This is a genomic window from Microbulbifer maximicatervae (SeqCode) (assembly GCF_056232625.1).
The window spans coordinates 4,238,603-4,260,233 of the sequence record NZ_CP174324.1 but is presented as its reverse complement, the minus strand read 5'-3'; the positions used below and the strand labels follow the sequence as shown (position 1 = coordinate 4,260,233).

At 52.5% G+C, this 21,631-nt stretch carries 21 protein-coding genes, 1 other RNA gene and 1 pseudogene; 11 read left to right on the top strand and 12 right to left on the bottom strand.

Going from position 1 to position 21,631, the window contains the following annotated elements; genetic code table 11:
* Window positions 1-30 precede the first annotated feature (30 nt).
* Window positions 31-252: a hypothetical protein gene (locus tag ACJJI6_RS18680; protein ID WP_475711625.1), complete on the top strand. Its 222-nt coding sequence runs from the start codon at window positions 31-33 to the stop codon at window positions 250-252.
* A gap of 92 nt (window positions 253-344) precedes the next feature.
* Here the strand turns inward: ACJJI6_RS18680 and gcvH are convergent, their stop codons facing one another.
* The 8 genes from gcvH to ACJJI6_RS18640 form a co-directional block, all read right to left on the bottom strand.
* Window positions 345-731, bottom strand: a complete 387-nt coding sequence (gene gcvH / locus ACJJI6_RS18675; RefSeq protein ID WP_444895858.1) for a glycine cleavage system protein GcvH — start codon at window positions 729-731, stop codon at window positions 345-347.
* A 66-nt stretch (window positions 732-797) separates the two neighbouring features.
* Complete coding sequence (gene gcvT, locus ACJJI6_RS18670; protein WP_475711623.1) at window positions 798-1,886, bottom strand: glycine cleavage system aminomethyltransferase GcvT; 1,089 nt, start codon at window positions 1,884-1,886, stop codon at window positions 798-800.
* 268 nt (window positions 1,887-2,154) lie between these two features.
* On the bottom strand, window positions 2,155-3,270 hold the full coding sequence (locus ACJJI6_RS18665; protein ID WP_444907019.1) for a CNNM domain-containing protein: 1,116 nt from the start codon (window positions 3,268-3,270) through the stop codon (window positions 2,155-2,157).
* Between the two features lie 5 nt (window positions 3,271-3,275).
* Entirely contained in the window at window positions 3,276-4,217 is a 942-nt protein-coding gene (locus ACJJI6_RS18660) for a rhomboid family intramembrane serine protease (protein ID WP_475711622.1), read from the bottom strand.
* Between the two features lie 149 nt (window positions 4,218-4,366).
* Entirely contained in the window at window positions 4,367-5,605 is a 1,239-nt protein-coding gene (locus ACJJI6_RS18655) for a UbiH/UbiF/VisC/COQ6 family ubiquinone biosynthesis hydroxylase (RefSeq protein WP_282930941.1), read from the bottom strand.
* A 50-nt stretch (window positions 5,606-5,655) separates the two neighbouring features.
* Window positions 5,656-6,894 carry an FAD-dependent monooxygenase gene (locus ACJJI6_RS18650; protein ID WP_475711620.1) on the bottom strand — a complete coding sequence of 413 codons (1,239 nt, stop codon included), beginning with the start codon at window positions 6,892-6,894 and terminating at the stop codon, window positions 5,656-5,658.
* A gap of 64 nt (window positions 6,895-6,958) precedes the next feature.
* Window positions 6,959-8,311 carry a Xaa-Pro aminopeptidase gene (gene pepP / locus ACJJI6_RS18645; RefSeq protein ID WP_475711619.1) on the bottom strand — a complete coding sequence of 451 codons (1,353 nt, stop codon included), beginning with the start codon at window positions 8,309-8,311 and terminating at the stop codon, window positions 6,959-6,961.
* Window positions 8,311-8,865, bottom strand: a complete 555-nt coding sequence (locus ACJJI6_RS18640; RefSeq protein ID WP_413663604.1) for a UPF0149 family protein — start codon at window positions 8,863-8,865, stop codon at window positions 8,311-8,313. Before ACJJI6_RS18640 ends, pepP begins: the two co-directional genes overlap by 1 nt.
* 169 nt (window positions 8,866-9,034) lie before the next feature.
* Between ACJJI6_RS18640 and ACJJI6_RS18635 the strand changes: the two genes are divergently transcribed.
* The 4 genes from ACJJI6_RS18635 (at window position 9,035) to ACJJI6_RS18620 (ending at window position 10,479) form a co-directional block, all read left to right on the top strand.
* Window positions 9,035-9,277: a TIGR02449 family protein gene (locus ACJJI6_RS18635; RefSeq protein ID WP_444918431.1), complete on the top strand. Its 243-nt coding sequence runs from the start codon at window positions 9,035-9,037 to the stop codon at window positions 9,275-9,277.
* Entirely contained in the window at window positions 9,277-9,606 is a 330-nt protein-coding gene (locus ACJJI6_RS18630) for a cell division protein ZapA (protein ID WP_413663605.1), read from the top strand. Before ACJJI6_RS18635 ends, ACJJI6_RS18630 begins: the two co-directional genes overlap by 1 nt.
* A gap of 85 nt (window positions 9,607-9,691) precedes the next feature.
* Window positions 9,692-9,872: non-coding RNA, 6S RNA (gene ssrS / locus ACJJI6_RS18625), on the top strand.
* Between the two features lie 28 nt (window positions 9,873-9,900).
* Window positions 9,901-10,479: a 5-formyltetrahydrofolate cyclo-ligase gene (locus ACJJI6_RS18620; protein ID WP_413663606.1), complete on the top strand. Its 579-nt coding sequence runs from the start codon at window positions 9,901-9,903 to the stop codon at window positions 10,477-10,479.
* Between the two features lie 93 nt (window positions 10,480-10,572).
* Here ACJJI6_RS18620 and ACJJI6_RS18615 read toward each other — a convergent pair whose 3' ends face one another.
* Both ACJJI6_RS18615 and ilvA read right to left on the bottom strand, forming a co-directional pair.
* Window positions 10,573-10,710: a hypothetical protein gene (locus tag ACJJI6_RS18615; RefSeq protein ID WP_192879435.1), complete on the bottom strand. Its 138-nt coding sequence runs from the start codon at window positions 10,708-10,710 to the stop codon at window positions 10,573-10,575.
* Window positions 10,711-10,954: 244 nt separating this feature from the next.
* Window positions 10,955-12,472, bottom strand: a pseudogene (gene ilvA, locus ACJJI6_RS18610) (threonine ammonia-lyase, biosynthetic); the annotation flags it as partial.
* Between the two features lie 207 nt (window positions 12,473-12,679).
* On the opposite strand from ilvA, the gene rpiA reads away from it, so the two are divergent.
* The 3 genes from rpiA (at window position 12,680) to ACJJI6_RS18595 (ending at window position 14,686) form a co-directional block, all read left to right on the top strand.
* Entirely contained in the window at window positions 12,680-13,351 is a 672-nt protein-coding gene (rpiA, locus tag ACJJI6_RS18605; protein WP_444892233.1) for a ribose-5-phosphate isomerase RpiA, read from the top strand.
* A 17-nt stretch (window positions 13,352-13,368) separates the two neighbouring features.
* On the top strand, window positions 13,369-13,995 hold the full coding sequence (locus ACJJI6_RS18600) for a transglycosylase SLT domain-containing protein (protein ID WP_282930933.1): 627 nt from the start codon (window positions 13,369-13,371) through the stop codon (window positions 13,993-13,995).
* A gap of 313 nt (window positions 13,996-14,308) precedes the next feature.
* A complete protein-coding gene (locus ACJJI6_RS18595; protein WP_282930932.1) occupies window positions 14,309-14,686 on the top strand; it encodes a DUF4168 domain-containing protein in 378 nt (125 codons plus the stop codon).
* 25 nt (window positions 14,687-14,711) lie between these two features.
* Here ACJJI6_RS18595 and ACJJI6_RS18590 read toward each other — a convergent pair whose 3' ends face one another.
* On the bottom strand, window positions 14,712-15,044 hold the full coding sequence (locus ACJJI6_RS18590; protein WP_413663608.1) for a helix-turn-helix domain-containing protein: 333 nt from the start codon (window positions 15,042-15,044) through the stop codon (window positions 14,712-14,714).
* A 364-nt stretch (window positions 15,045-15,408) separates the two neighbouring features.
* Between ACJJI6_RS18590 and ACJJI6_RS18585 the strand changes: the two genes are divergently transcribed.
* Window positions 15,409-16,443 (top strand): AraC family transcriptional regulator, encoded by a 1,035-nt coding sequence (locus ACJJI6_RS18585; RefSeq protein ID WP_282930930.1) that lies wholly within the window; start codon window positions 15,409-15,411, stop codon window positions 16,441-16,443.
* A 93-nt stretch (window positions 16,444-16,536) separates the two neighbouring features.
* Here ACJJI6_RS18585 and ACJJI6_RS18580 read toward each other — a convergent pair whose 3' ends face one another.
* Window positions 16,537-17,781, bottom strand: a complete 1,245-nt coding sequence (locus ACJJI6_RS18580) for an OmpA family protein (protein WP_475711617.1) — start codon at window positions 17,779-17,781, stop codon at window positions 16,537-16,539.
* Window positions 17,782-18,166: 385 nt separating this feature from the next.
* Here ACJJI6_RS18580 and ACJJI6_RS18575 point away from each other — a divergent pair, with 385 nt between their 5' ends.
* Together ACJJI6_RS18575 and ACJJI6_RS18570 are read left to right on the top strand one after the other, a co-directional pair.
* Window positions 18,167-19,375 (top strand): acetyl-CoA C-acetyltransferase, encoded by a 1,209-nt coding sequence (locus tag ACJJI6_RS18575; protein WP_413663610.1) that lies wholly within the window; start codon window positions 18,167-18,169, stop codon window positions 19,373-19,375.
* Between the two features lie 10 nt (window positions 19,376-19,385).
* Window positions 19,386-21,542: a 3-hydroxyacyl-CoA dehydrogenase NAD-binding domain-containing protein gene (locus ACJJI6_RS18570; protein WP_475711616.1), complete on the top strand. Its 2,157-nt coding sequence runs from the start codon at window positions 19,386-19,388 to the stop codon at window positions 21,540-21,542.
* The last annotated feature ends 89 nt before the right edge of the window (window positions 21,543-21,631 follow it).

Genomic DNA, 21,631 nt, shown 5'->3' with positions numbered 1-21,631 from the left:
GTGCTTAATGAGTGGTATTTCAGTGTTAACTTGAACTGGGTTTCAGCATTCAACTTCGACACAAATACCGACATCCTCGTATACACCCTGGAAGAAGGGAGGTTACTTGCCAAGAATATTGCTGAAAGGGATGTCGTTGATGAGCAGGCTAATGAATCTCCACAAAACAATATCTTGCGAGCCTATAAAGCCCAGCTAGATCAGATTGTGAATGATGAGGAAGTTCGCAACGCAGTATCGTTTGATCAATAAGCGGAAATTGATTTAGATGCTTATGAAACAAAAAAGGCTGTGGGGATTACCCACAGCCTTTTTTTAATATGCTTTTCAGCACATTCGCTCTATTAGTCTTCAGACTCTGAACGATATGTGTCTGCATCCAGCATATTATCCAGCTCGCTCACGTCGGAGGGCTTGATGCGGAAGAACCAGCCATCGTCGTAAGGAGAGGAGTTTACAGTTTCCGGAGCGTCTTCCAGAGCTTCATTGACAGCAACTACTTCACCGGAAACCGGGGAGTAGATATCGCTGGCAGCTTTAACGGATTCAACTACACCTGCCTCATCACCAGCAGCCAGGTTGGTGCCCACTTCTGGAGTCTCAACGTAAACCACATCACCCAGGGCATCTTGAGCGTGATCGCTGATGCCGATGGTTACGGTGCCGTCCTCTTCCAGGCGTGCCCACTCGTGGCTGGAGAGGTATTTCAATTCATTGCGGATTTCGCTCATGCTGTTATCCCTTGATTAAGCATCTAAGTTTATTGTCTTAGTGACGCGTACACCTCTGGGCGACGCTTAAATAACTGACTTGCCGTTGCGTACGAAGCAGGGCTTAACCACCTTGACTGGCTGCAGTTTCTTGCGGATTTCCACCTGTGCGGTATCACCAACACTCACCGGAACTCGCGCCAAGGCGATAGAGTAACCCAGTGTGGGGGAGAAAGTGCCGCTGGTAATGATACCCCGGTCATCACTATCGTCTACCACTACCGGTTGACCTGCGCGCAATACACCGCGCTCTTCAAGCACCAGGCCTACAAGCTTGTGCTTAACGCCATCGGCTTTTTCCTGCTCCAGAACACCACGGCCGATAAAGTTGCGGCTCTCCGGTGCCCAGGCAACCGTCCAGGCCATGTTGGCAACCAGCGGAGAGGTCTCATCGTCCATCTCATGCCCGTACAGGTTCATACCCGCTTCCAGGCGCAGGGTGTCGCGTGCACCCAGTCCGCAAGGGGAAACGCCCTCTTCGGCCAGGGCGCGCCAGAAACCACTGGCGTCTTCACCCGGCAACATAATTTCCAGACCATCTTCACCGGTGTAACCGGTGCGCGCTACAAACCAGCCACCTCGGGCAACGCTTTGGAAAACTTTCAGTGCGTCTATCGCGGCAGTCCAATCAATGCCCAAAACCTCTTTGGTTTTCTCGATGGCATTGGGGCCCTGGATAGCGACCATCGCTACATCCGGGCACTCAGTCAGGGTCACATCGAAGGACTCTGCCTGCTTGCGCATCCACGCCAGGTCTTTTTCGCGAGTTGCACAGTTAACAACCACTCGATAGCCGGGATCGCGCAGGTAGACGATCAGGTCGTCAATCACACCGCCTTTGTCATTGAGCATGCCGGTGTAAAGGGCCTTACCCGGGTTGCCATCCAGCTTGGCCACATCATTGGCCAGCAGGTAGCGCAGGTAGTCGCGGGCCTGGGCGCCATCTACGTCGACCACGGTCATATGGGAGACATCGAACATCCCCGCATCGGTGCGCACCTTGTTGTGCTCATCCAGCTGCGAACCGTAGTGCAGCGGCATGTCCCATCCACCGAAATCCACCATTTTGCCGCCCATAGCGACATGCGTGTCATACAGAGGAGTTCTATTTCCCATTTTTAAAATCTCAGTCCGTCAGGTTCCGAAGCGGCGTATTCTAGCGGCTTGGGTACCGGCCTTGCCAGCGGGGCAGGCGCGGCAATATATATGCTCTGCAAGCCTAGCAGGCATTGGTAGTAAAACCTGTCCAGGTTCACAGAGGCCGTCAAAGATTCCGCTGGCGCTCTATCCTGCTTTCGCCCGCGTTAGGGAATCGGGCAATACCCAATACCCACTGTGTTGGGCTAGCGCAGAAATGATCACTTTTTAACCAATGAAGCTCTTATCAGTCGCTGCCCCGGTCGCGCCCTTGACCAGCCTCTTCCGCGTTCTCTTCTGTGTTTGCGGATTCGTCGACTTTGAGGCCGTACTTCTTCGATCTCCAGCGCCACAAACGCTTAGCCAACTCCTGGCGGTCGGGTGTTTTATCTGCCTCGTCGACAATTTCTTCCCCGAGCAGGGTCTCCAGCAGATCCTCCAGGGTCACCAAGCCCTCGAGACTGCCATATTCGTCCATAACAGCACTAATCTGCACGCGGCGGGACAGCATTTTCTGGAACGCTTGGTAGATAGTGGCTGTTTCCGGCAGGATCAACATTTCACGGCGATAATCCGCCAGAGTTTTCTGGTGCTCGCCTTTGGCGTAGGCCAGCAATAGCTCCTGTCGCAATACAAAACCCACCACACAATCCGGGTCGCGATTTTCATAGACCGGGATACGGGAGAAACGCCCTTTCTCTGCATCCTCGTAGGCCTCTTCCACAGTGATGTCCTGCGGCAGTGAGAAGACCACTGTGCGAGGAGTCATCACCTCGCGCACGGAGTGGTCCCGCAGGGTGAAGAACAGGTTGCGCAGGATGCTGGACTCCCGCTGCTCCAACTGCCCTTCCGCCTCGCCAATTTCCGCCATAATGGCGAACTCATCGCGGCTGAAGCCCGTCAGGGTTGGGCCGTGGGACAGGCCTTTGGTCAACCACTCGGACATTTTTACAAACGGGTGGAGTAACCAGACCAGGCCGCGCAATACATAAGCGGTGCTTGGGGCCAATTGGCGCCAGTACACGGCTCCCAGTGTCTTGGGAATAATTTCAGAAAAAACCAGGATCAACAGGGTCAGGATCGCTGAGGCGATACCCAGGTACTCATTGCCAAAAACCGCTGCTGCCTGGGCACCGGCACCTGCAGCACCCGCTGTGTGCGCGACGGTATTCAGGGTGAGGATAGCGGCCAGGGGGGCATTAATATCGGATTTTAATTTGCGCAGCAAAGACCCCGCTTTATGCCCCTCCCGCTCCATCAGGCGCACGTATGGGGTAGTTACGCTGAGAATAACTGACTCTGCTATCGAGCACAGAAAAGAAAAGCCAAGGGCAATAAAAACGTAGGTTATCAGTAAAATCATATAATTCAGGTTGAAGCGGGATAAGAGTTAAATTTTCGCGCACCACCAGCAACGCAGTAAACCAGCGCAATCAAAAAACCGGCAAAAAAGCCTCCTAAATGCGCAGCATTGGCGATACCGATCCCAGTAAAATAGGTAATCACTCCAAGAACGCACAATATCATCCACACAATCGCCAGGGTAATAATACCCGGGGGTATATCTCTCCATGCCGGTTGCCAACGCTGCATCACCACAGCAAATCCGACCAGCGTGTATACAACACCCGACATTCCAGCGAATATCACCTCGGGCTTCCAGGCATATTGGGATAAATTAGCTGCAATCCCGCCGAGCAACACTAGAAGGCTATAAATAAATGGCCCTCCGCGTGCTTCCAGTGGACGCCCAAGTATCCAGATAGCCAGAGCATTGAACAGGGCATGCTGAAAAGACAAGTTGATGATTGCAGGGGTCCACAATCGCCAAAACTCCCCTCTCTCCAAGTGCCACATTAAAGACGACTGTGAGAAAAGTGGGCCACCACTGGTATCTGGATATATTAAAAGCGGTGCAGACAGATTATTGGAATGTAAAAACCAACCAAAAAAACACAGGCCGATAAGCAGTAAACTAATCGGTGTTTTATCCATTGGGAAAGTCGGTAAAAATGAGGGGCTTACAGGTGCTTTCTCCTTTGGTGCTTGTCCCTCTTCACCCGGTAAATGGTCGCCGGCCGCTGATTCTGCCTTTGTTAGCTGAACTCTGTCCAGATCAACTAATCCCCGCTCCCAATCTTGCAAAAGCGGCTTCAGCAATTCAGCTATACCTGAATCTGTCGTCAATAACGCCTGCTGATTTTCTTCCTCAGCAATTCTCAATGGCAATTGGTAACGCTGTATTAAGCGAAAAAGCGCGCTGAGATTCTTTGATATAGGAAATGAGTAAACAGTAATCCAGTGACTCAATTGAAATTAACCTTTTTTATCGACGGCAAGGCTTTTAATTCTCCTCTGCCTCAGGGAAAAGCCACTTAGTAGATAGGTAAACACCAGCAACTTCTCTGACACCCCCACCGAGCACTTTCTCCCGATCCGTTTTTGCGGGAATAGCAAATTTAAACCGCCATAGCCCGCATAATAATCCGCTTCTTTAACATGGGGCTGGCATCTACCATGCTCAACCCAGTGTTACGCAGCCAACGCCAGTGCACATCGCCAGCACCGAACAAAGACTTAAAGGCGCTCATCGCTTTCATAGTGGCGGCGTTGTCGCCGCGACGGCGGCGTTCGTAGCGGGCCAACACTGAAGAGTGAGAGGGCTCCAGGCCGCGCGCCATAGCGCGGTCAATTTCATCTGCCAGCACCCGCACATCCTGCAGCCCAAGATTTACACCCTGGCCCGCGAGGGGGTGGATACTGTGGGCGGCATCTCCCACCAATACAGCACCAGGGCCGCGATAACGTTCCGCATGGCGCGCGCGCAGGGGGAAGGAAAAGCGCTCACTGACGGATTCCACTTTGCCCAAACGGCTCTCAAAGGCTTTTTCCAAGTTCAGGGCAAAGGCCTGGTCATCCAGCATCAATAGCTCTTGCGCCAGCTCTTCATCCGCAGACCAAACCACGGCGCAGTGATTGTCATCCCCCAACCCCGCGAGAGGTAAAAATGCCAGTGGACCCGTTTGTAAAAAACGCTGCCAAGCGGTGTGACGGTGAGATTTCTCACTGCGCGCGACACACACCAATGCAGTTTGATGGTAATCGGTATCCTGGGAGCGGATATGCAGTAAGTCCCGCACTTTAGAGCGGGCGCCATCGGCACCGATTAACAGGCGGGTGCGCACTATCTCAGGTTGCTCACGGAGGCCATCCTCTTCATTTAAGCGATCTTCACCGCGGGGCTGTAAATGCCAGAGTCCGCAGTCGCGCCACCAGCTCTCCAGGCGAAAACCATTGACCAACTCCACGTTGGGTAGGGTTTCCAGCCGTGCTCTTAACGCGGCAACAATGACATTATTCTCGACGATATGACCGAGATTAGGCAGCTGCACATCGCGACTGTTAAAGCTTACTGAGCCGGTTCCATCTGCATCCCAAACCCGCATTTCCACATAGGGGCAGGCGCGACGGCTGGCAATATCATCCCAGGCTCCCACCTCTTCGAGCAGCTCGCGGGAGGCCTGTGTCAGGGCCACCACGCGGGGTTCATACTGCGGTGACAATTGCGGCGTTGTTTCCGGGGACGCCTCCAGCAAGGCCAGACGCATGCCCGGGTGCCGAACTGCCAGCAGCGCTGCCTGGGCCATGCCCACCATGCCCGCACCCACAATGGCAAAATCCAAACGATGTCTGTTCATAAAAGCCAATTCCGCTGAAGTGGCAGCAGCCGTCCCCGACCCTGCACCTTTTAAAGCCCAAATCCCGCCGCTTGACTGACAAATTCCCGGCGCAGCGGCGGGACCATTGTAAGGCCGAGCATTCCCAACTGACGAATTCCCTGTTGCAGCCAACCGGAAGAGGAAAACAGTGTGGGAATACGGTCACTGAATCCAATCGTCAATTGCTGGTCCAGCTGGCGCATTTCTCCGTATTTCTGCAGGAAATCGAGCCGCCCTGGCAATGTATCCGACGTCACTGTCGACAGGGCTTGTGCCAATCCATAACAGTCCCGCAGAGTCAGGTTAAAACCCTGCCCTGCTACTGGGTGCAGAAAGTGGGCGCAATTGCCCATCAACACCACATTCCGGCGCCACTGTTCCTGGGCAATCGATAAACTCAGTGGATACCCCTGAACGGCTCCAACCTTAATAAAACGTCCGGCACGCCAGCCAAATACCTGCTGCAGTTTTTTCAGGCGTTCAGCCTCAGGCATTACACCGACACGCTCAGCTTCTGCTTCCTCGCAAGCCCACACTAGTGCCGCACGGTGCTGTCCGTCTCTATCTGGCAGCGGCAAAAGTGCCATGGGCCCCATTCGAGTGAAGCGCTCGTAAGCCACACCTTGGTGAGGCTGTTGCAGAGCGACCGTAGCGACGAGCGCTCTCTGAGGGTACTTAACCGAGCTAATTTCTATTCCCAGCTGGCGGCAAAGGGGGGAGTTCACCCCATCGGCAACGACCACCAATCCGCAGAACAGTGCCTGATCGGGGGAATTATCCTCGGATCGCCACAACAGGTTTGCGCCCGCAGAGGTCATGGTAATGTCAGTAACCTGCGCCGGCGCTAATAATTGGGTGGAAGTGCTAGTCAGTGCACTGTGGAGAATCGGGCCCAGCGCTGCATTTTCTATTACTGCGCCCAGAATGCCCTCAAAGTTGACTCCCTGTCCCTCACGGGTCGAGAGGGCGGCGCCAAATGCATGCCCCCGGTCACTCACATGAATACGATCAATCGGAGCGCTATAGGCTTGCAGAGCAGGCCAGAGTCCAAGCTCCGCAAACAACTGCAAGCTGCCTGCGGCAATGGCCGTGGCTCGCGTGTCGAAACTCGGCAACTGAATACTGGCAGCGGCATCCGGCAGTGCTTTCTGCTCCAGGAGCGCCACACTGAGTTGAGGACAAAAATGTGACAACATCAATGCCAGGCTGGCTCCCGCCATACCACCACCGACAATGGCCACATCTACTTTACGCGCCGACTCACCCATCCCAATTCCCCCTTTGATTATTCGGCATTGAAATATTATTGGCCGAACAATCCAACAATCACTTCTAACGGGTCAGTAAGTCCCGCCCGTGAAGCATGGTGTATTCAATATCTTCAATCGCTTTTGGAGCCGCTGCTGAGAGGATCTGAGGCCCTCTATTGGTAAGTGCGACATCATCTTCAATTCGAATCCCGATCCCGCGAAATTCTGCGGGAATACTCTCATCGTCCTCCGGGACATAAATTCCGGGTTCGACCGTCATTACCATTCCGGCTTCCAGCTGGCGCCAAGCTCCATGAATGCGATAATCACCCACATCGTGCACATCCATGCCCAGCCAATGGCCAACCCGGTGCATATAAAACTGCCGATAAGCGCCAGACTCTATCAACCCCTGGGTGTCGCCTCGCAACAATCCTAAATCGACCAACCCCTGAGTGATTATCTCAACACTGGCAGCGTGGGGATGGTCCCAGTGATTGCCCACTGAAACCTGTTCAATCGCCGCTTTCTGTGCCGCCAAAACGATCTCATAAAGTGCGCGCTGCGGTCCGCTAAATGAACCATTAACCGGATAGGTGCGAGTAATATCGGCCACATAACCACGGTACTCACACCCCGCATCCACCAGCACCAAGTCCCCATCGCGCAACTGGGCATTATTACTGCAATAGTGCATCACCAACGCATTGCCACCACCCCCAACGATAGTGGGGTAGGCTGTTTCCCGGGCTCCGGAGTCGACAAAGGTATGCAGGAGGGCAGCCTCCAGCTGGTATTCGTAAAGGCCCGGCTGGCATCGGGTCATAGCCCGGCTGTGTGCCTCGGCACTGATTTTCGCCGCCTGCTCCATTAAGCGAATTTCCTGGGCCGACTTAATCAGCCGCATTTCCCGCAACTGGTAATCGAGGTCGACCATTTCCGGTGCACCCCCGGTATTCGGCGCTGCGGTAATCCGCTCCAGGTAATTGCGGATTCGCTTATCCAAATGGGCGTAGCGGCCCATGGGGAAATAGAGCAGCTCGCGCCCTTCTAGCAGCCCCGGCAAAATATCATCGAGATCACCGATGGGAAATGCATCGCTCAAGCCGCACTGCTGCATCGCGCGCTCCGGCCCCAGACGCGGGCCATCCCACTTTTCTTTTTCCGCATCGCGCTCGCGACAGAACAGCAGGGTTTCTCCCTGTGTTCGTCCCGGCACCAAAACCAGCAGCGCTTCCGGTTCATCAAACCCAGTGAGATACAAAAAATCACTGTCCTGGCGAAACGGAAAAAAAGTATCCCGGGAACGCAGTTGCTCCCCAGCAGATGACACGATTGCCAAACTACCTGCGGGCAATTCTGCCATCAGGCGGTTGCGTCGGCGGGCGTACTCAGATCGACTGATTCCCGCTGTGGTTTTCGGGGTCTTAGACATCAGTGAATGGTGGGCTCGCTATTGGAGTCCTTACCCTTTACCTCAGTAAATATATTGAGTACGGCTACGCGCACGTATTCCTGCAGTTCCACCAGTTGCAGCTCCGTCTCCTCACCCTCTTCAACATGCTCGGCATCCAATTGGGCGATGGCACTAATATCTTTTAAAGCTTCGTCACTGGTGGGCATCAATTTTTCCCGGGCCCCGCCGACACCAAAGCCGTGCAGGAACCCATCGCACCAATGACCCAGCGCCAGAGCGCGGGAGACAACATCTTCGTCATCGCACAACACCAACTGAAAATCGAAGTTAGAGCCGTCGAGCTGCTTGTGGCTTTCCTCAGTCAGCTGGAAAAAATCCCGATTGAGATCTGCCGGCACCGCCTCCACATCGAGCAATCCGGCCAGCTCATTCTGCCAACGCTGTTTGTCCGGTCGCTCGCCCGCCGCCAAAATGCCACAGATAAAACCGTGCAATTCACTGGGGTCAGCCTGCCCCCCAGCTGAGAGAATGGCGTTGGCGAGGAGTTCAAATCGGCTAGCTTCAGAAGTCATGGTTACCGTACAGCTTTTTGTAAATTAGGCTTTTCAATCCGGCCGTCACACTGGTGCCAAACCGGGAATTTGAGGCATTAAGAGACAATTTTGTGATTGTCCGCGCAGGTGCAGCGATTGACCCACCAATACGCCGGCAATATAGTAGCGGAATCCCTCGCAGTCTGTCGTGTTGCGAACTCAGACGTCGACCTCAAATGCAGGAAATATGGATAAGCTGCAAGCGCTAGAAAGCACCGTGGATTCACTCATTGCCCGCTGTCAACAATTGGCGGATGACAATCGTGAATTACGCCGGCAGGAAGCCGACTGGCTGCGTGAACGCCAGCGCCTGATAAAAAATAACGAGGCCGCCCGCTCGCGGGTAGAAGCTATGATTAACCGTCTTAAGGGGCTAACGCAAGATACCTGATGTCTGAAACCGCATCACCCTCCGAAACTGTAACTGTTTCTATTCTCGATAAAGAGTACCGTGTCGCCTGCGCGGAAAGCGAGCGTGCCGGACTACAGGCTTCGGCACACCTGCTACACGAACGCATGTCCCGCATCCGCGCAACAGGTACTGTCATCGGCTTAGAGCGTATCGCCGTAATGGCAGCGCTTAATATTGCCCACGAGCTTATCCAGGCGAAAGCTGAGCTCAGCTCCATTCCCCTGCAAGAGGAAATGTTGGAGCGGCTTACTGATAAGGTGCAAAGTGCACTGGGCGAAATAGACTCGGAAGAAAAACTTCAGGAGTAAGGTGACAAGAAGCCACTTTCTGCTACCGGTCACTTCATTTAAATTTCTGGTTAACAGCCCCCCGCTCTACAAGTTATAATTGGTTCATACCCTGGGGTGTTGGCCAGCAGACTATGTCCTTGAGCCGATAATCTTACCCCGGTGGTTTCCAGCGGGTGCTGGTGAGCAAGTCCGCCTTGTAGCGGAAAGCCTTATGTACTCCGGATCCCACCACCTTGAACCTTACGGTTCAAGGCTCCGTCTACAGCCGCACACTCGGGGTACCCTATTTCTTCACGCTCTTCTCTTCCCACAATGACTGAAACCAAAACGCAACTGCGCCGCCGTATGCGCGCGGGGCGACGGGAACTCAGCGCCTATCAACAGCGTTTGCATGGCCGTGCAGCCATCACTCTCCTGAGCCGTATCCCACAAATGAATCGAGCAGTGCATGTCGGTATCTATTGGCCGACTGATGGCGAGCTGGATGTCCGCTACCTGCTGCAACGTTTTCCACAAAAACATTTTTATTTGCCACAGCTGCCGGCAGAACCACACCCCCACCTCCGGTTCAGGCGTTGGCAAGGCGAACCCCTGGCTTTTCGCAATCGCTATCGCATTCCGGAGCCTGTGCGCACAGCTCACCGCGCTCCCAAGCTCCTGGATCTTGTTTTGGTTCCTCTGGTCGCCTTCGACCCCAGCGGAGCGCGCTTGGGTATGGGGGCCGGTTTCTACGATCGGACTTTTGAGCGCAAACAGTTATTACCAGGCACTGGACCACAACTTATCGGCGCGGCGCACCATCTACAATGTGTGGATAACCTGCCCACAGACAATTGGGATATTCCACTGGATATGGTGGTTACAGAGCAAAGGATTTACCGCTGCCGCTAAAAAGTGGGTAGTGGAACACAAAAAAAGCCGGACACCTAAGTATCCGGCTTTTTTTGTGTTTGCTCGTGGGCAGAGCGCCCCCCCGGCATCAGCCTAACGGGTAACCACTCCCTGTTGCAGAGCAGCCGGCGGTTCAGCTTCGGAAGAAAATACCTCAGATAAACCACTGGTACTCAACAGAACGCCCGCGACAAAGACAACCACAGCGATTGTCAGCGCATCGGCTTTCATTGGGACCATCCTGTACGATAATTTTGTTTTTATATGCGTTTCGCCCCGCTTATGACCAGAGCCACAGCAAAAGTTCCACGCGAATAGACAATACTCAAGAAGCGGCGTAATAGTAACCGTTTATTGGATATTTTATGAGTTTTTTGTCTCAAAATTAGACAAGCAAGTTCGACAAAACAGGATTTGCAGTCTATACACGTTTCGATAAATGAGACGTCTTTCTCAGGTATCGGGAAGCGATGGTTTAAGCGCCCAAAAATAACCGATAAGCCGGATTCTGTGTTTCATCCCAAAAACGAAATTGAAGCTGGTGTAATAGTGTCTGTAGTTCGTCCCTCGCTGCCGGCTCCACCTGCAATCCCACAAGAACACGCCCATAAGCTGCCCCGTGATTGCGATAGTGAAACAGCGTTATATTCCAACGCCCGGCGAGATGCTCGAGGAACTTGCGCAAGGCCCCCGGGCGCTCGGGAAATTCAAAGCGGTAAATGACTTCGTCGGGCAAGCCCGGCACTCTACCTCCCACTAAATGGCGAATATGCAGTTTCGCCATTTCGTTATCAGTAAGATCGGTAACCTGATAATCTTTGGACTCAAGCTGACTGACCAATTGGCTGCGGTCTTCCTCAGATACCACCTGCAAACCCACAAAGATATGCGCTTCGTTATCACTGGCAAAACGATAGTTAAACTCAGTAATTGAGCGGTCCCCTAAATCCCGGCAGAACTGCAGGTAACTTCCCGGTTGCTCAGCAATTTTTACCGCGAGGACCGCCTCGCGCTTTTCACCGATCTCAGTGCGCTCACTAATGTAGCGCAGGCGATCAAAATTAATATTGGCTCCACTGCACACTGTGGCGAAGGTGCCATTGCGATTGTCGTTTTGCTCCAGATATTTCTTCAGCCCCGCCAAACCGACGGCCCCGGCCGGCTCAGCGATAGAGCGTGTATCCTCGAATATATCCTTAATGGCCGCACAGATTTCATCGGTACTAACAGTGATAACCCCATCCACGGTTTCGCGCAGAACCCGGAAGGTCTCCTCACCGATTTGTGCAACGGCAACACCATCGGCAAACAAGCCCACCTCCGCTAGCCGAGCGCGCTCGCCGGCTTTCAGCGCGGCCTCCAGACAGGCAGCATCCTGCGGCTCTACACCGTACACTTTGGTTTCCGGACGTACATATTTGATATAGGCGGCCATACCCGCAGCTAAACCACCCCCTCCGACCGGAATAAACACCGCGTCCAGGTTGCCCGAGTGCTGTCGCAGCATCTCCATAGCCACGGTGCCCTGGCCGGCGATTACATCGGGGTCATCGTAGGGGTGGATAAATACCAACCCCCGCTCTTCAACCAGCTCGCGAGCCCTCGCCGCCGCTTCATCAAAAGTATCTCCATGTAGCACGACTTCGGCACCGCGCATGCGCACAGCACTCACCTTAATTTGCGGGGTGGTTTTGGGCATCACTATAGTGGCGCGCACTCCCATTTGGGCAGCGCTCAGGGCAAGCCCCTGGGCATGGTTACCCGCCGATGCAGCAATCACTCCCCGGGCCCGCTCCTCGGCGGGCAACTGCAGGAGCTTGTTGTATGCCCCTCGAATCTTGAAGGAAAACACCGGCTGCAGATCTTCGCGCTTCAACAGAATCCGGTTGTTAAAGCGATGGGAGAGTTGGCGCATTTGCTCCAATGGCGTCTCGGTAGCGACATCGTAAATACGTGCGTCTAAAATGCGCTTGATATAGGACTTGGGCATGACGTGTTTGACGGCCGTAGCGGTTAATTACTGTGCGCGACTCAGCGTAGACTAATAGCAGGGTTACAAAGGCCCTGTGTGAAGCGCAGCACCGGCATGACAGTCTAAGCCTTGAGAAGCATATTTGCCACAAAAAACAACCAGACGCGCTTTTTTTTATCGTCAGATACAAATTAAGGCGAAATAATTGCAAAGGAAACTATCCAGAGTATGACCCAGGATGAATTGAAACAGGCGACAGCTCGCGCCGCTATCGACTATATCGCCCCGCGCCTGGAGGACAACTCCATTGTCGGCGTAGGTACCGGTTCCACCGCTAACTTCTTTATCGATTACCTGGCGGAGATCAAAGGTACCTTTGACGGTACTGTGGCCAGTTCTGAAGCCTCCGCACAGCGACTCAAATCCCACGGCATTCCCGTTTATGAACTTAATGCCGTCGACGGCATCCAGTTCTATGTGGATGGTGCCGATGAAGTGAACCCGGCCCTTGAAATGATCAAAGGTGGTGGTGCTGCATTGACTAGAGAAAAAATCGTGGCGGCTTGCTCTGAAGAATTTATCTGCATTGCCGATGAGAGCAAGTGGGTAAAAGTCCTGGGAGAGTTTCCCCTACCGGTTGAAGTTATCCCCATGGCACGCTCGCTGGTTGCCCGAGAGCTGGTTAAACTGGGCGGTGATCCGGTTTATCGTCAAGGTGTGATCACAGATAATGGCAATGCCATTCTCGATGTATACAATCTGCGTATCGAACACCCCACTGTCCTTGAAGAAACCATCAATAACATTACCGGTGTGGTGACCAACGGTATCTTTGCCAAGCGCTCCGCCGATATATTACTGCTTGGCACCAGTGCCGGAGTGAAGACCATTACCGTTTAAACATGTCGTAAATAGTTATGCACAAAAAAAATAAGAAATGCGGACTGCTGGTTTTGCTCAGTGCTGTTGCACTGAGCAGCGGCTGTGCAACCGCGCCTCCAAGTAATCTCGACAACGTCTGCTCTATTTTCCAGGAAAAAAAGAAGTGGTACGGCGAGGCAAAAGATGCGGAGGAAAAATGGGGCTCTCCAATTGCAGTGATGATGGCAATCATGCACCAGGAATCCCGTTTTGTGCATGATGCCAAGCCCCCGCGCACCAAGATCCTGGGCTTTATCCCCGGCCCGAGGCCGTCCGATGCCTACGGTTATCCCCAGGCTCTGGGGACCACTTGGCGCCACTACCAAAGGTCTTCCTTTAACTACGGTGCCGATCGGGATGATTTTGGCGACGCCATCGATTTTATCGGCTGGTATAACAACACCAGTGCACGCCAGTGCCAGATACGCGCCAATGACACCTACAGCCTTTACCTCGCCTACCACGAGGGGCACGGTGGTTTTAATCGGCGCACTTTCCAGAATAAAGCCTGGCTAAAGAATGTATCCCACAAGGTATCTGCCAGGGCGCAAAAATATCAGCAACAACTCAATAGCTGCGAACAGTCGCTGAAAAAACGCAAGAAATTTCTCTGGATTTTCTAGCTGATCACAGCGACCGTTAGTCGCAAGGCCCACCTCGGTTTAAATTCGGTGCAGTTTTCCTGCATTATGAGCGGCGGCAGCCGCTCACTAAATTTTATGACCTCACAACCACTCCAGGAAAAATTCTCCTTGCTGGCGGAAAAAGGCGCTACAAGGCGCCAGAAACTGACTACGCTGAAGACTAATAGCTACCCGCTTTAGACTTGGTACAGGTCACTAAAGCTCCGCCACAAGCATAAATTTACAGCCCCAACGTGACGCTGGGTGCTCCCTCTGAGAAGCAAAAGCGTCCTTATACTTTTTGGAGTGCCCGATGAAGCTCTTTTTGAAATACCTGGCTGTATTGGCAATATCACTCAGCGTGCCGATGACCTTCGCACAACCAGCTACCAGCCAAACAACCGCCCCCAAAGCTTCGTTTAGCGAACCGCAACTCAAGCAATTTGCCAACGCCTATCGCTCTATCGTGATGTTGAGTCGAGAATACGCTCCCAAACTGAAAGCGGCTGCCGATATCAAGGAAGCGGAAGCGATCAACAAAGAAGCACAGGGAAAAATGATCGCCGCAATTGAAAAAGCCGGCCTTTCCAAAACCAAATACCAGGAAATTGCCAACAGCATTAAATCGAATCCCGCCCTACTGGAGAAAGTGAACAAAATTCTTCAGCAAAGCCACGCGCCACAGCAGTAATCCAACTTTGTGAGTGGCGCTCTGATCAGCTCATTGCGTCACTCAAATCCAGCTTTACATCTAACACCTGGCAAATAATCGGCAAATTGGTTTTCACCCAATTCTTGTCAAAAGACCCCCAATCACGCAGCAGGTAGTAGCCGTCATTGTGGCGCACGCCTTCCTGAATGAACTCCACAACTGTGCCATGCCCCGGCAATCCTTTCGCAATAATGTCCTGCACCGTACGGCGAGGCCATCCAGTTGCCTCCTCCAAAGTAGGATTATTGGGACGCGGAATATGCTCGATCAGGTAAGCAATCAACATTCGCCGGCAGATGGTCGGGTTTAACAGACTTGCAACAGACGTCGGTGACATTTGACCAGTCCTTCACTAACGGAATTTTTCCTATTGTTGACGAATATGACTTACAGGTCGAGGAAATAGTGATTCACTATCGCTATCAAACTTTAAAAGAACTGTCAGTCCACAGAGGATCAAGCATAGAAAATTGTTGAGAGCAAAACTGGGATTTTCAGTCGTTAACGCAAAAAATACACATTAAAAGACAGAAATAGACAACTTTTATTCCATAAGCCCATTAAGTTCGAAACTGTCACCACTAATAAAAGTACAGGCAGTTGCATATAAATTAAGCAGAAGCCTGACTTTCTCTCTCTGTTTGCGCATAATCCATACCGTAATACAGCAGCAGACAGAAAATAATTGTGAGGCTGAAAGAGTGGACAATGAAAACCCCAAACTCCGCGAAGCGGGGCTAGGTATTCCCGCCGCTGCGGTAAAGGCCCATCTGGTTGGCGCACAAGCGACCGGACTGGACTGCCAACAACTACTCATCGATAGCGGAATCGCCCCCGCCCAGCTAGATGATCCCGATAGCCGCGTTGGCCGGGAGCAGATGGCCAACTTGTTACGCCTTGAGTGGGATTTTCTGAACGATGAGTCAGGAGGATTCCTGGCGCGCCCTTGGCTGCCGGGCACTTTTGCCATGATGGGGCACGCTTGTATCACCTGTCCCAACCTGCGCCGAGCTCTGCTTCGCTCTAGCCGCTTTATCAGCATGGTGAGTGACGACTTGCACATCAAGCTGGTCGAGGACGGTGAAGAAGCTCGACTGATCATTCACCACACCAATGAAAAAAAATTGCCCAACCAAATTTTCGTCGAATCTATCGCGGTAATCTGGTTGCGCTTTTTTAGCTGGCTGATCGACCGTACCATTTTATTAGAGCGCGTTCTTCTGGCGTTTCCCCCGCCCGACTACAACGAAGACTACAGCGATATGTTCCCTTGCAGGCACTACTTTAACCAAGGTGAAACCTGCCTGGTATTTAACACTCGCTATTTGCAAATGCCCCTGGTACGCGATGAGCAACAGCTGGCAGACTTCCTGTCCCGCGCCCCCGAGTGCCTGTTGACCCAATACAAATCCGACCACAGTTTCACCGGTCGTATTCGCCGTATGCTGCAACAGCAAAATAGTATCGAAAATCTGTCACTGGATGATGTCGCCGCACGCTTGTACACATCTCCACAGACACTGCGCCGCCGCCTCAAAGAGGAGGGCAACAGCTGGCAGGATATTAAAGACTCTGTTCGACGGGATATGGCGGTTTACCAGTTGAAGCAGCAGGAAACCGCTGTAGCTGAAATTGCCGAGCGCCTGGGCTTTTCCGAACCCAGCGCTTTTAATCGCGCATTTAAAAAGTGGACAGGGCTAGCTCCCGGAGCTTACAGGGATAAATTCCGTAGTTAAGGCGACACTAAAAATCCCGGTCAAAAGACCGGGATTTTTTATAAATGAAATCTACCTTGGAAAATATCCTTTAAAGGGATTCCCGTATCCCGGCTACTCCTGAGAGTTTGTCACTACCCGGATACTAACTCGCTCAACATTAAGGGCTTTTTGGTCCCTCTTCTCCGCCATATCTTCCGGGACAAGCTTAGCTGAGCCCATTCCTGTTGCAGTGATACGATTTGCCGCTATCCCCTTCTTCAGTAGAAGTTCTTTCACTACATCCGCACGTTCTTGGGACATTTCCTGCTCTGCAATTTCATTACCCTCACCTTTTACATGCCCTTCAATAGCAATGGTTAAGTTGGGGTTGTCCTGCATGATTTTTGCCAGAGCATCGATATCCTCAGCTGCAGGGTTGGTGATTTTTGCAGTTCCCTTTTCAAAGTTCACTCGCATGGGGAATTCCCGGTCGGGATTGTCTGAAAAGCTCTTGAGATAATCACGTAAATTACTGGAAAAGTTATCGGGGCCCAGTTGCGCTTCCTCTTCCGCTTTTTCAAGGGGGGAATCCCCTACCGGCTGTGAAGCGGACTCCATAAAGCTCGCTTCCTGGGAGGTCATGGAAGGATTACTTTCTGAATTTTCCTTTTTTCCTTTCAACATACACATATTCAATGCGTAGAGAACCACAAGTACCAACAGCAAAGGAAAAAACCAGCTACTGAAACTAACCGGTTTACGTTTTTCTTCGGGCCCTTGAATTGCTGTAGCCCGAGGTTCCTGGGGTTTGGCGTGGCCATGGGTAACCAGAGCATCTCCCAACTTCCCAAAATCTGGAACGTCGATTGCTTGAAGAAGGTTATCCGGTATATACCCCTGTAAATGCTCCCGCTGCCCAATCAGGAATGAAGCCAAGTCGGAAACATCCATTTTTTGAGCTTTGGCCTGGTTTTGCATCAACGAAGTAACTATCGGTGCGGATACACTCAATAGATCTCCGCCCTCGTTCCCCAAATTATTCGCTGCAACTTCCAGGACCTCTTTTTTACGACTGCTGAAAATTTTTTCCAGCATTTTCTCACCGATGTCTGTAATTGACTTCAACTTTTCTGGTGAGGAAATAGCGGTGGCGAATTTAGACAAATCCAGCGCTTCACTTTCAGAAATTAAATTAAATAAATAACCCATTCCTGTTTTACTACTGGCCCTGTTCAACATACCAGCCAGTATGTAAGCAACGCCTGAGCAGAGTGCAGCTTCACCTTGCCCTGCCGGCAAATTCAAAGCCCTTGTCAGCGCATCAATACCCCCGGAGCCCAACTGGCCGGTAGCCATATCCAAAACATTATCCGCCATAGCCAAACCTCGCTCACCACCTCAGGGACCGTCAAAGTACATTTATTTGTCCGGGGTCACCCGTGTGTTACCCATTCAAATTTTTCTCAGATGCCCTGAATCACCCATTACCCTGCCTGACATGGAATTCCTCCAGCCGCAAAGATAATTTAAGTGCCAATTTACCGTGCCAAAATTTCAATAGATTTAGGCGCCTTACTTGAGTGTACGGCAGTACCTCCACATGGTTAGGTTAATTTGGAATAAATAAAAAGATATTTGACTAGGAATTTTTCAGTAGTACCTGGAAGCTGAGTCATCTTCCGTGGCAATTTTTATCATTGAACCCAAGCTGCACCGCACTATGGTAATAAGCGAAACCATAAAATAAAAAGAGGCTAAAACCGTGCCAACCGAAGCCTACATCTACGATGCTATCCGCACCCCGCGGGGCAGAGGCAAATCCAGCGGTGCCCTTCACGAAGTCAAACCTATCACCCTGCTTTCAGATCTCCTGAAAGAATTACAGACCCGCAATAGATTCGACACTGCCAAAGTGGACGACATCGTTATGGGCTGTGTTACACCGATCGGAGATCAGGGTGCCGATATCGCAAAAGTTGCAGCTTTAGCTGCCAATTGGGACTGGGATATCGGTGGCGTAACTCTGAATCGCTTCTGTGCCTCCGGTGCCGAAGCGGTCAATCTCGCCGCTACCAAAGTTCGCTCCGGGTGGGAGCATCTGGTAGTGGCCGGAGGCGTAGAGTCCATGTCGCGGGTGCCCATGGGCAGCGATGGCGGCGCCTGGGCGATGGACCCACGCACAGCAATAGATACTGGATTTGCACCCCAGGGCATTGGCGCGGACTTGATCGCTACACTCGGCGGATTTTCCCGCGAGGATGTGGATAACTTTGCGCTGGACTCTCAGCACAAGGCGGCAGCCGCCTGGAAGCGCGGTGCTTTCGAAAAATCTGTGATTCCCGTACGCGACCAAAATGGCCTGACCATTCTCGATCACGACCAGCTGGTGCGCCCAGATGCGTCCATAGAGGCCCTGGCACAACTCAAGCCGTCCTTTGCCGGGATGGGTGACCTGTGCTTCGACAGCATTGCCATATCCCGTTACCCACAGGTCGAATCAATCAACCATGTTCACACTGCGGGAAATTCCTCAGGCATCGTCGATGGCGCAGCCGCCCTACTGATCGGCAGTGAACAAGCCGGGCGGGATCTGGGGCTCAGCCCCCGCGCCCGTATTGTCTCCGCTGCGGTAGTGGGCACTGAGCCTACTATCATGCTCACAGGCCCCGCGCCCGCCACTCGCAAAGCCCTGAAGGCCGCAGGCCTGACGGTGCAGGATATTGACCTCTTTGAGGTGAATGAAGCCTTCGCGGCAGTGGTGATGCGTTTCCAACACGAGTTGGACGTGGACCCACAAAAACTCAACGTTAACGGCGGCTCAATCGCTATGGGCCACCCCCTCGGCGCGACCGGTGCAATGCTGATCGGCACAGTATTGGATGAGCTGGAACAACGGCAACTTCGCTACGGCCTGGTCACACTATGTGTGGGCGGCGGTATGGGTGTAGCAACCATTATCGAAAGAGTTTAGGGGGCAGACTATGAAATCCATTCGCCTGGAAAAAGACGATCACAATATTGTCCACCTGATTATGGACAACCCCAATGCCTCAGCCAATGTGATGGATCGGGATTTTACCGAGTCGCTGAGCGCAGCGGTTGAACAACTCAAGCAGCAAGAATTTTCTGGAATTATTGTTCGCTCCACAAAAAATACCTTTTTTGCCGGCGGTGACCTCAAATCTTTATTTGCGGCAAAAATTGAAGAAGCTAAGCCTTTCTTCGAATCCTGCGAATCAATGAAAGCCAACCTGCGCTGGCTGGAAACCCAGGGTAAACCCGTCGTTGCTGCGATTAATGGCACAGCTTTGGGCGGTGGCTGGGAAATCGCCCTCAGCTGCCATCAGCGCATCGTTATCGATAGCACCGCAATAAAACTGGGATTGCCTGAAGTCACATTAGGCTTACTACCTGGTGGTGGCGGCTGTGTACGTATGCCCCGCCTTTTAGGCATCCAGGAGTCTCTACCCTACTTACTGGAAGGAAAACAGGTGAGGCCGCAACAGGCTCTCAAAGCCGGTCTGGTACATCAGCTCGTTACCAGTGAAAGTGAATTACTAGAGAAGGCTGTCTCTTATATTCGAGAGAATAGTGAGCAACCTGTTGCTCAGCCTTGGGATCAACCGGATTACCGGATGCCGGGAGGGGACGCAAAGAACCCTAAAAATGCGCAGTTACTGATGATCGCCCCAGCAATGCTGGAGAAAAAAACCAAGGGATGTCTGCCGGCGCCAGAGTCGATAATGGCAACCGTCGTCGAAGGGTCCCGGGTCGACTTCGAAACTGCTACGCGAATTGAGTCCCGACATTTTGTAGGCCTCGCTTGCGGGCAGGTTGCCAAAAACATGATCGGTACTTTCTGGTTTGCACTCAACGAAGTCAAAGCCGGAGCATCGCTGCCCGCCGCCGCCCGCGATCATAAAACGTCACCCATGCAAAAAATTGGCATACTCGGCGCCGGCATGATGGGCTCAGCCATTGCCTACGCCTGTGCCAGTAAAGGTGTTGATGTCGTATTAAAAGATGTATCCATGGAAGGTGCCTTAGCCGGCAAACAATATGCAGAGAAATCCCTGCAAAAACGCTTACAGCGGGGTCGCATTAGTGAGGACAAGGTCAATCAGATCCTCTCCCGTATCACGCCCACAGACAACAATACCGACCTGGCTGATTGTGAGTTGGTGATAGAAGCAGTTTTCGAAGACCGGGAACTCAAGCGTAAAGTTACCCAGGAAGCCGAAGCACAGCTGCCGAAAAATGCAGTATTTGCTTCCAATACTTCGACACTGCCGATCACTGGGCTCGCTCAAGCTTCCGACCGTCCCCAGCAATTTATCGGCCTACATTTCTTCTCCCCTGCCGACAAGATGCCACTGGTGGAAATTATCTGTGGGGAGCAAACCAGTGATGAGACTCTCGCCCAAGCCTTCGCCTTTGTATTGCAGATTGGCAAGACTCCTATCGTTGTTAACGACAGCCGTGGCTTCTTCACCTCAAGGGTATTCGGCTGCTTTACCAATGAAGGTATCGGCATGCTTAGCGAAGGGGTTAATCCCGCCACCATTGAAAATGCCGCAGCCCTAGCTGGCTTCCCAGTCGGCCCTCTAGCTGTTAGTGACGAGGTCTCCCTAACGCTGATGAGCCGGATACGCCAGCAGACCATCAACGACCTGCAAAAAGAGGGTAAACCCGCCCCCACGCATCCCGCCGACGGAGTGATCGACCGAATGCTTGAAGTGGGTCGCGCTGGTAAGGCTGCAGGTGGCGGCTTCTATACTTACCCTGAGGGCGGGAAAAAGCACTTATGGAGTGGCCTTGAGAAGGAGTTTCCCGCCAAAGAGGCACTGCCGATAGAAGATGTGAAGGAACGGCTGCTGTTTATTATGGCTCTGGAGACACTTCGCTGTTATCAAGAGGATGTGCTACGCAGCGTACGAGATGCCAATATTGGCTCTATCTTCGGTATCGGCTTCCCACCCTGGACCGGTGGTGCATTGCAATACATCAGCCAGTTTGGCCTGAAAGCGTTTACCCAACGCGCCCAGCAACTGGCTGATGCCTATGGGGATCGATTTGCCCCGCCAGCAATTTTGCTGGATCTGGCAGAGTCAGGAAAAGCTCTGGCGGACAACCCTTAACCCAGGGGTTTGAGCGATGTAAACAGGCTTTTAAAATCTCGCTGTTTACATCGCCAATCAAAACACTGGTTCAATTTTTCAGTAATAAA

Excerpts from the sequence above, each read along its gene's own strand:
- gcvH (WP_444895858.1), bottom strand. The coding sequence starts at position 731 with ATGAGCGAAATCCGCAATGAATTGAAATACCTCTCCAGCCACGAGTGG.
- rpiA (WP_444892233.1), top strand. The coding sequence starts at position 12,680 with ATGACCCAGGATGAATTGAAACAGGCGACAGCTCGCGCCGCTATCGAC.
- ACJJI6_RS18615 (WP_192879435.1), bottom strand. The coding sequence starts at position 10,710 with ATGAAAGCCGATGCGCTGACAATCGCTGTGGTTGTCTTTGTCGCGGGC.
- ACJJI6_RS18620 (WP_413663606.1), top strand. The coding sequence starts at position 9,901 with ATGACTGAAACCAAAACGCAACTGCGCCGCCGTATGCGCGCGGGGCGA.
- ACJJI6_RS18595 (WP_282930932.1), top strand. The coding sequence starts at position 14,309 with ATGAAGCTCTTTTTGAAATACCTGGCTGTATTGGCAATATCACTCAGC.
- ACJJI6_RS18665 (WP_444907019.1), bottom strand. The coding sequence starts at position 3,270 with ATGATTTTACTGATAACCTACGTTTTTATTGCCCTTGGCTTTTCTTTT.
- ACJJI6_RS18655 (WP_282930941.1), bottom strand. The coding sequence starts at position 5,605 with ATGAACAGACATCGTTTGGATTTTGCCATTGTGGGTGCGGGCATGGTG.
- ACJJI6_RS18640 (WP_413663604.1), bottom strand. The coding sequence starts at position 8,865 with ATGACTTCTGAAGCTAGCCGATTTGAACTCCTCGCCAACGCCATTCTC.
- ACJJI6_RS18570 (WP_475711616.1), top strand. The coding sequence starts at position 19,386 with ATGAAATCCATTCGCCTGGAAAAAGACGATCACAATATTGTCCACCTG.
- ACJJI6_RS18650 (WP_475711620.1), bottom strand. The coding sequence starts at position 6,894 with ATGGGTGAGTCGGCGCGTAAAGTAGATGTGGCCATTGTCGGTGGTGGT.
- gcvT (WP_475711623.1), bottom strand. The coding sequence starts at position 1,886 with ATGGGAAATAGAACTCCTCTGTATGACACGCATGTCGCTATGGGCGGC.
- ACJJI6_RS18580 (WP_475711617.1), bottom strand. The coding sequence starts at position 17,781 with ATGGCGGATAATGTTTTGGATATGGCTACCGGCCAGTTGGGCTCCGGG.
- pepP (WP_475711619.1), bottom strand. The coding sequence starts at position 8,311 with ATGTCTAAGACCCCGAAAACCACAGCGGGAATCAGTCGATCTGAGTAC.
- ACJJI6_RS18590 (WP_413663608.1), bottom strand. The coding sequence starts at position 15,044 with ATGTCACCGACGTCTGTTGCAAGTCTGTTAAACCCGACCATCTGCCGG.
- ACJJI6_RS18600 (WP_282930933.1), top strand. The coding sequence starts at position 13,369 with ATGCACAAAAAAAATAAGAAATGCGGACTGCTGGTTTTGCTCAGTGCT.
- ACJJI6_RS18630 (WP_413663605.1), top strand. The coding sequence starts at position 9,277 with ATGTCTGAAACCGCATCACCCTCCGAAACTGTAACTGTTTCTATTCTC.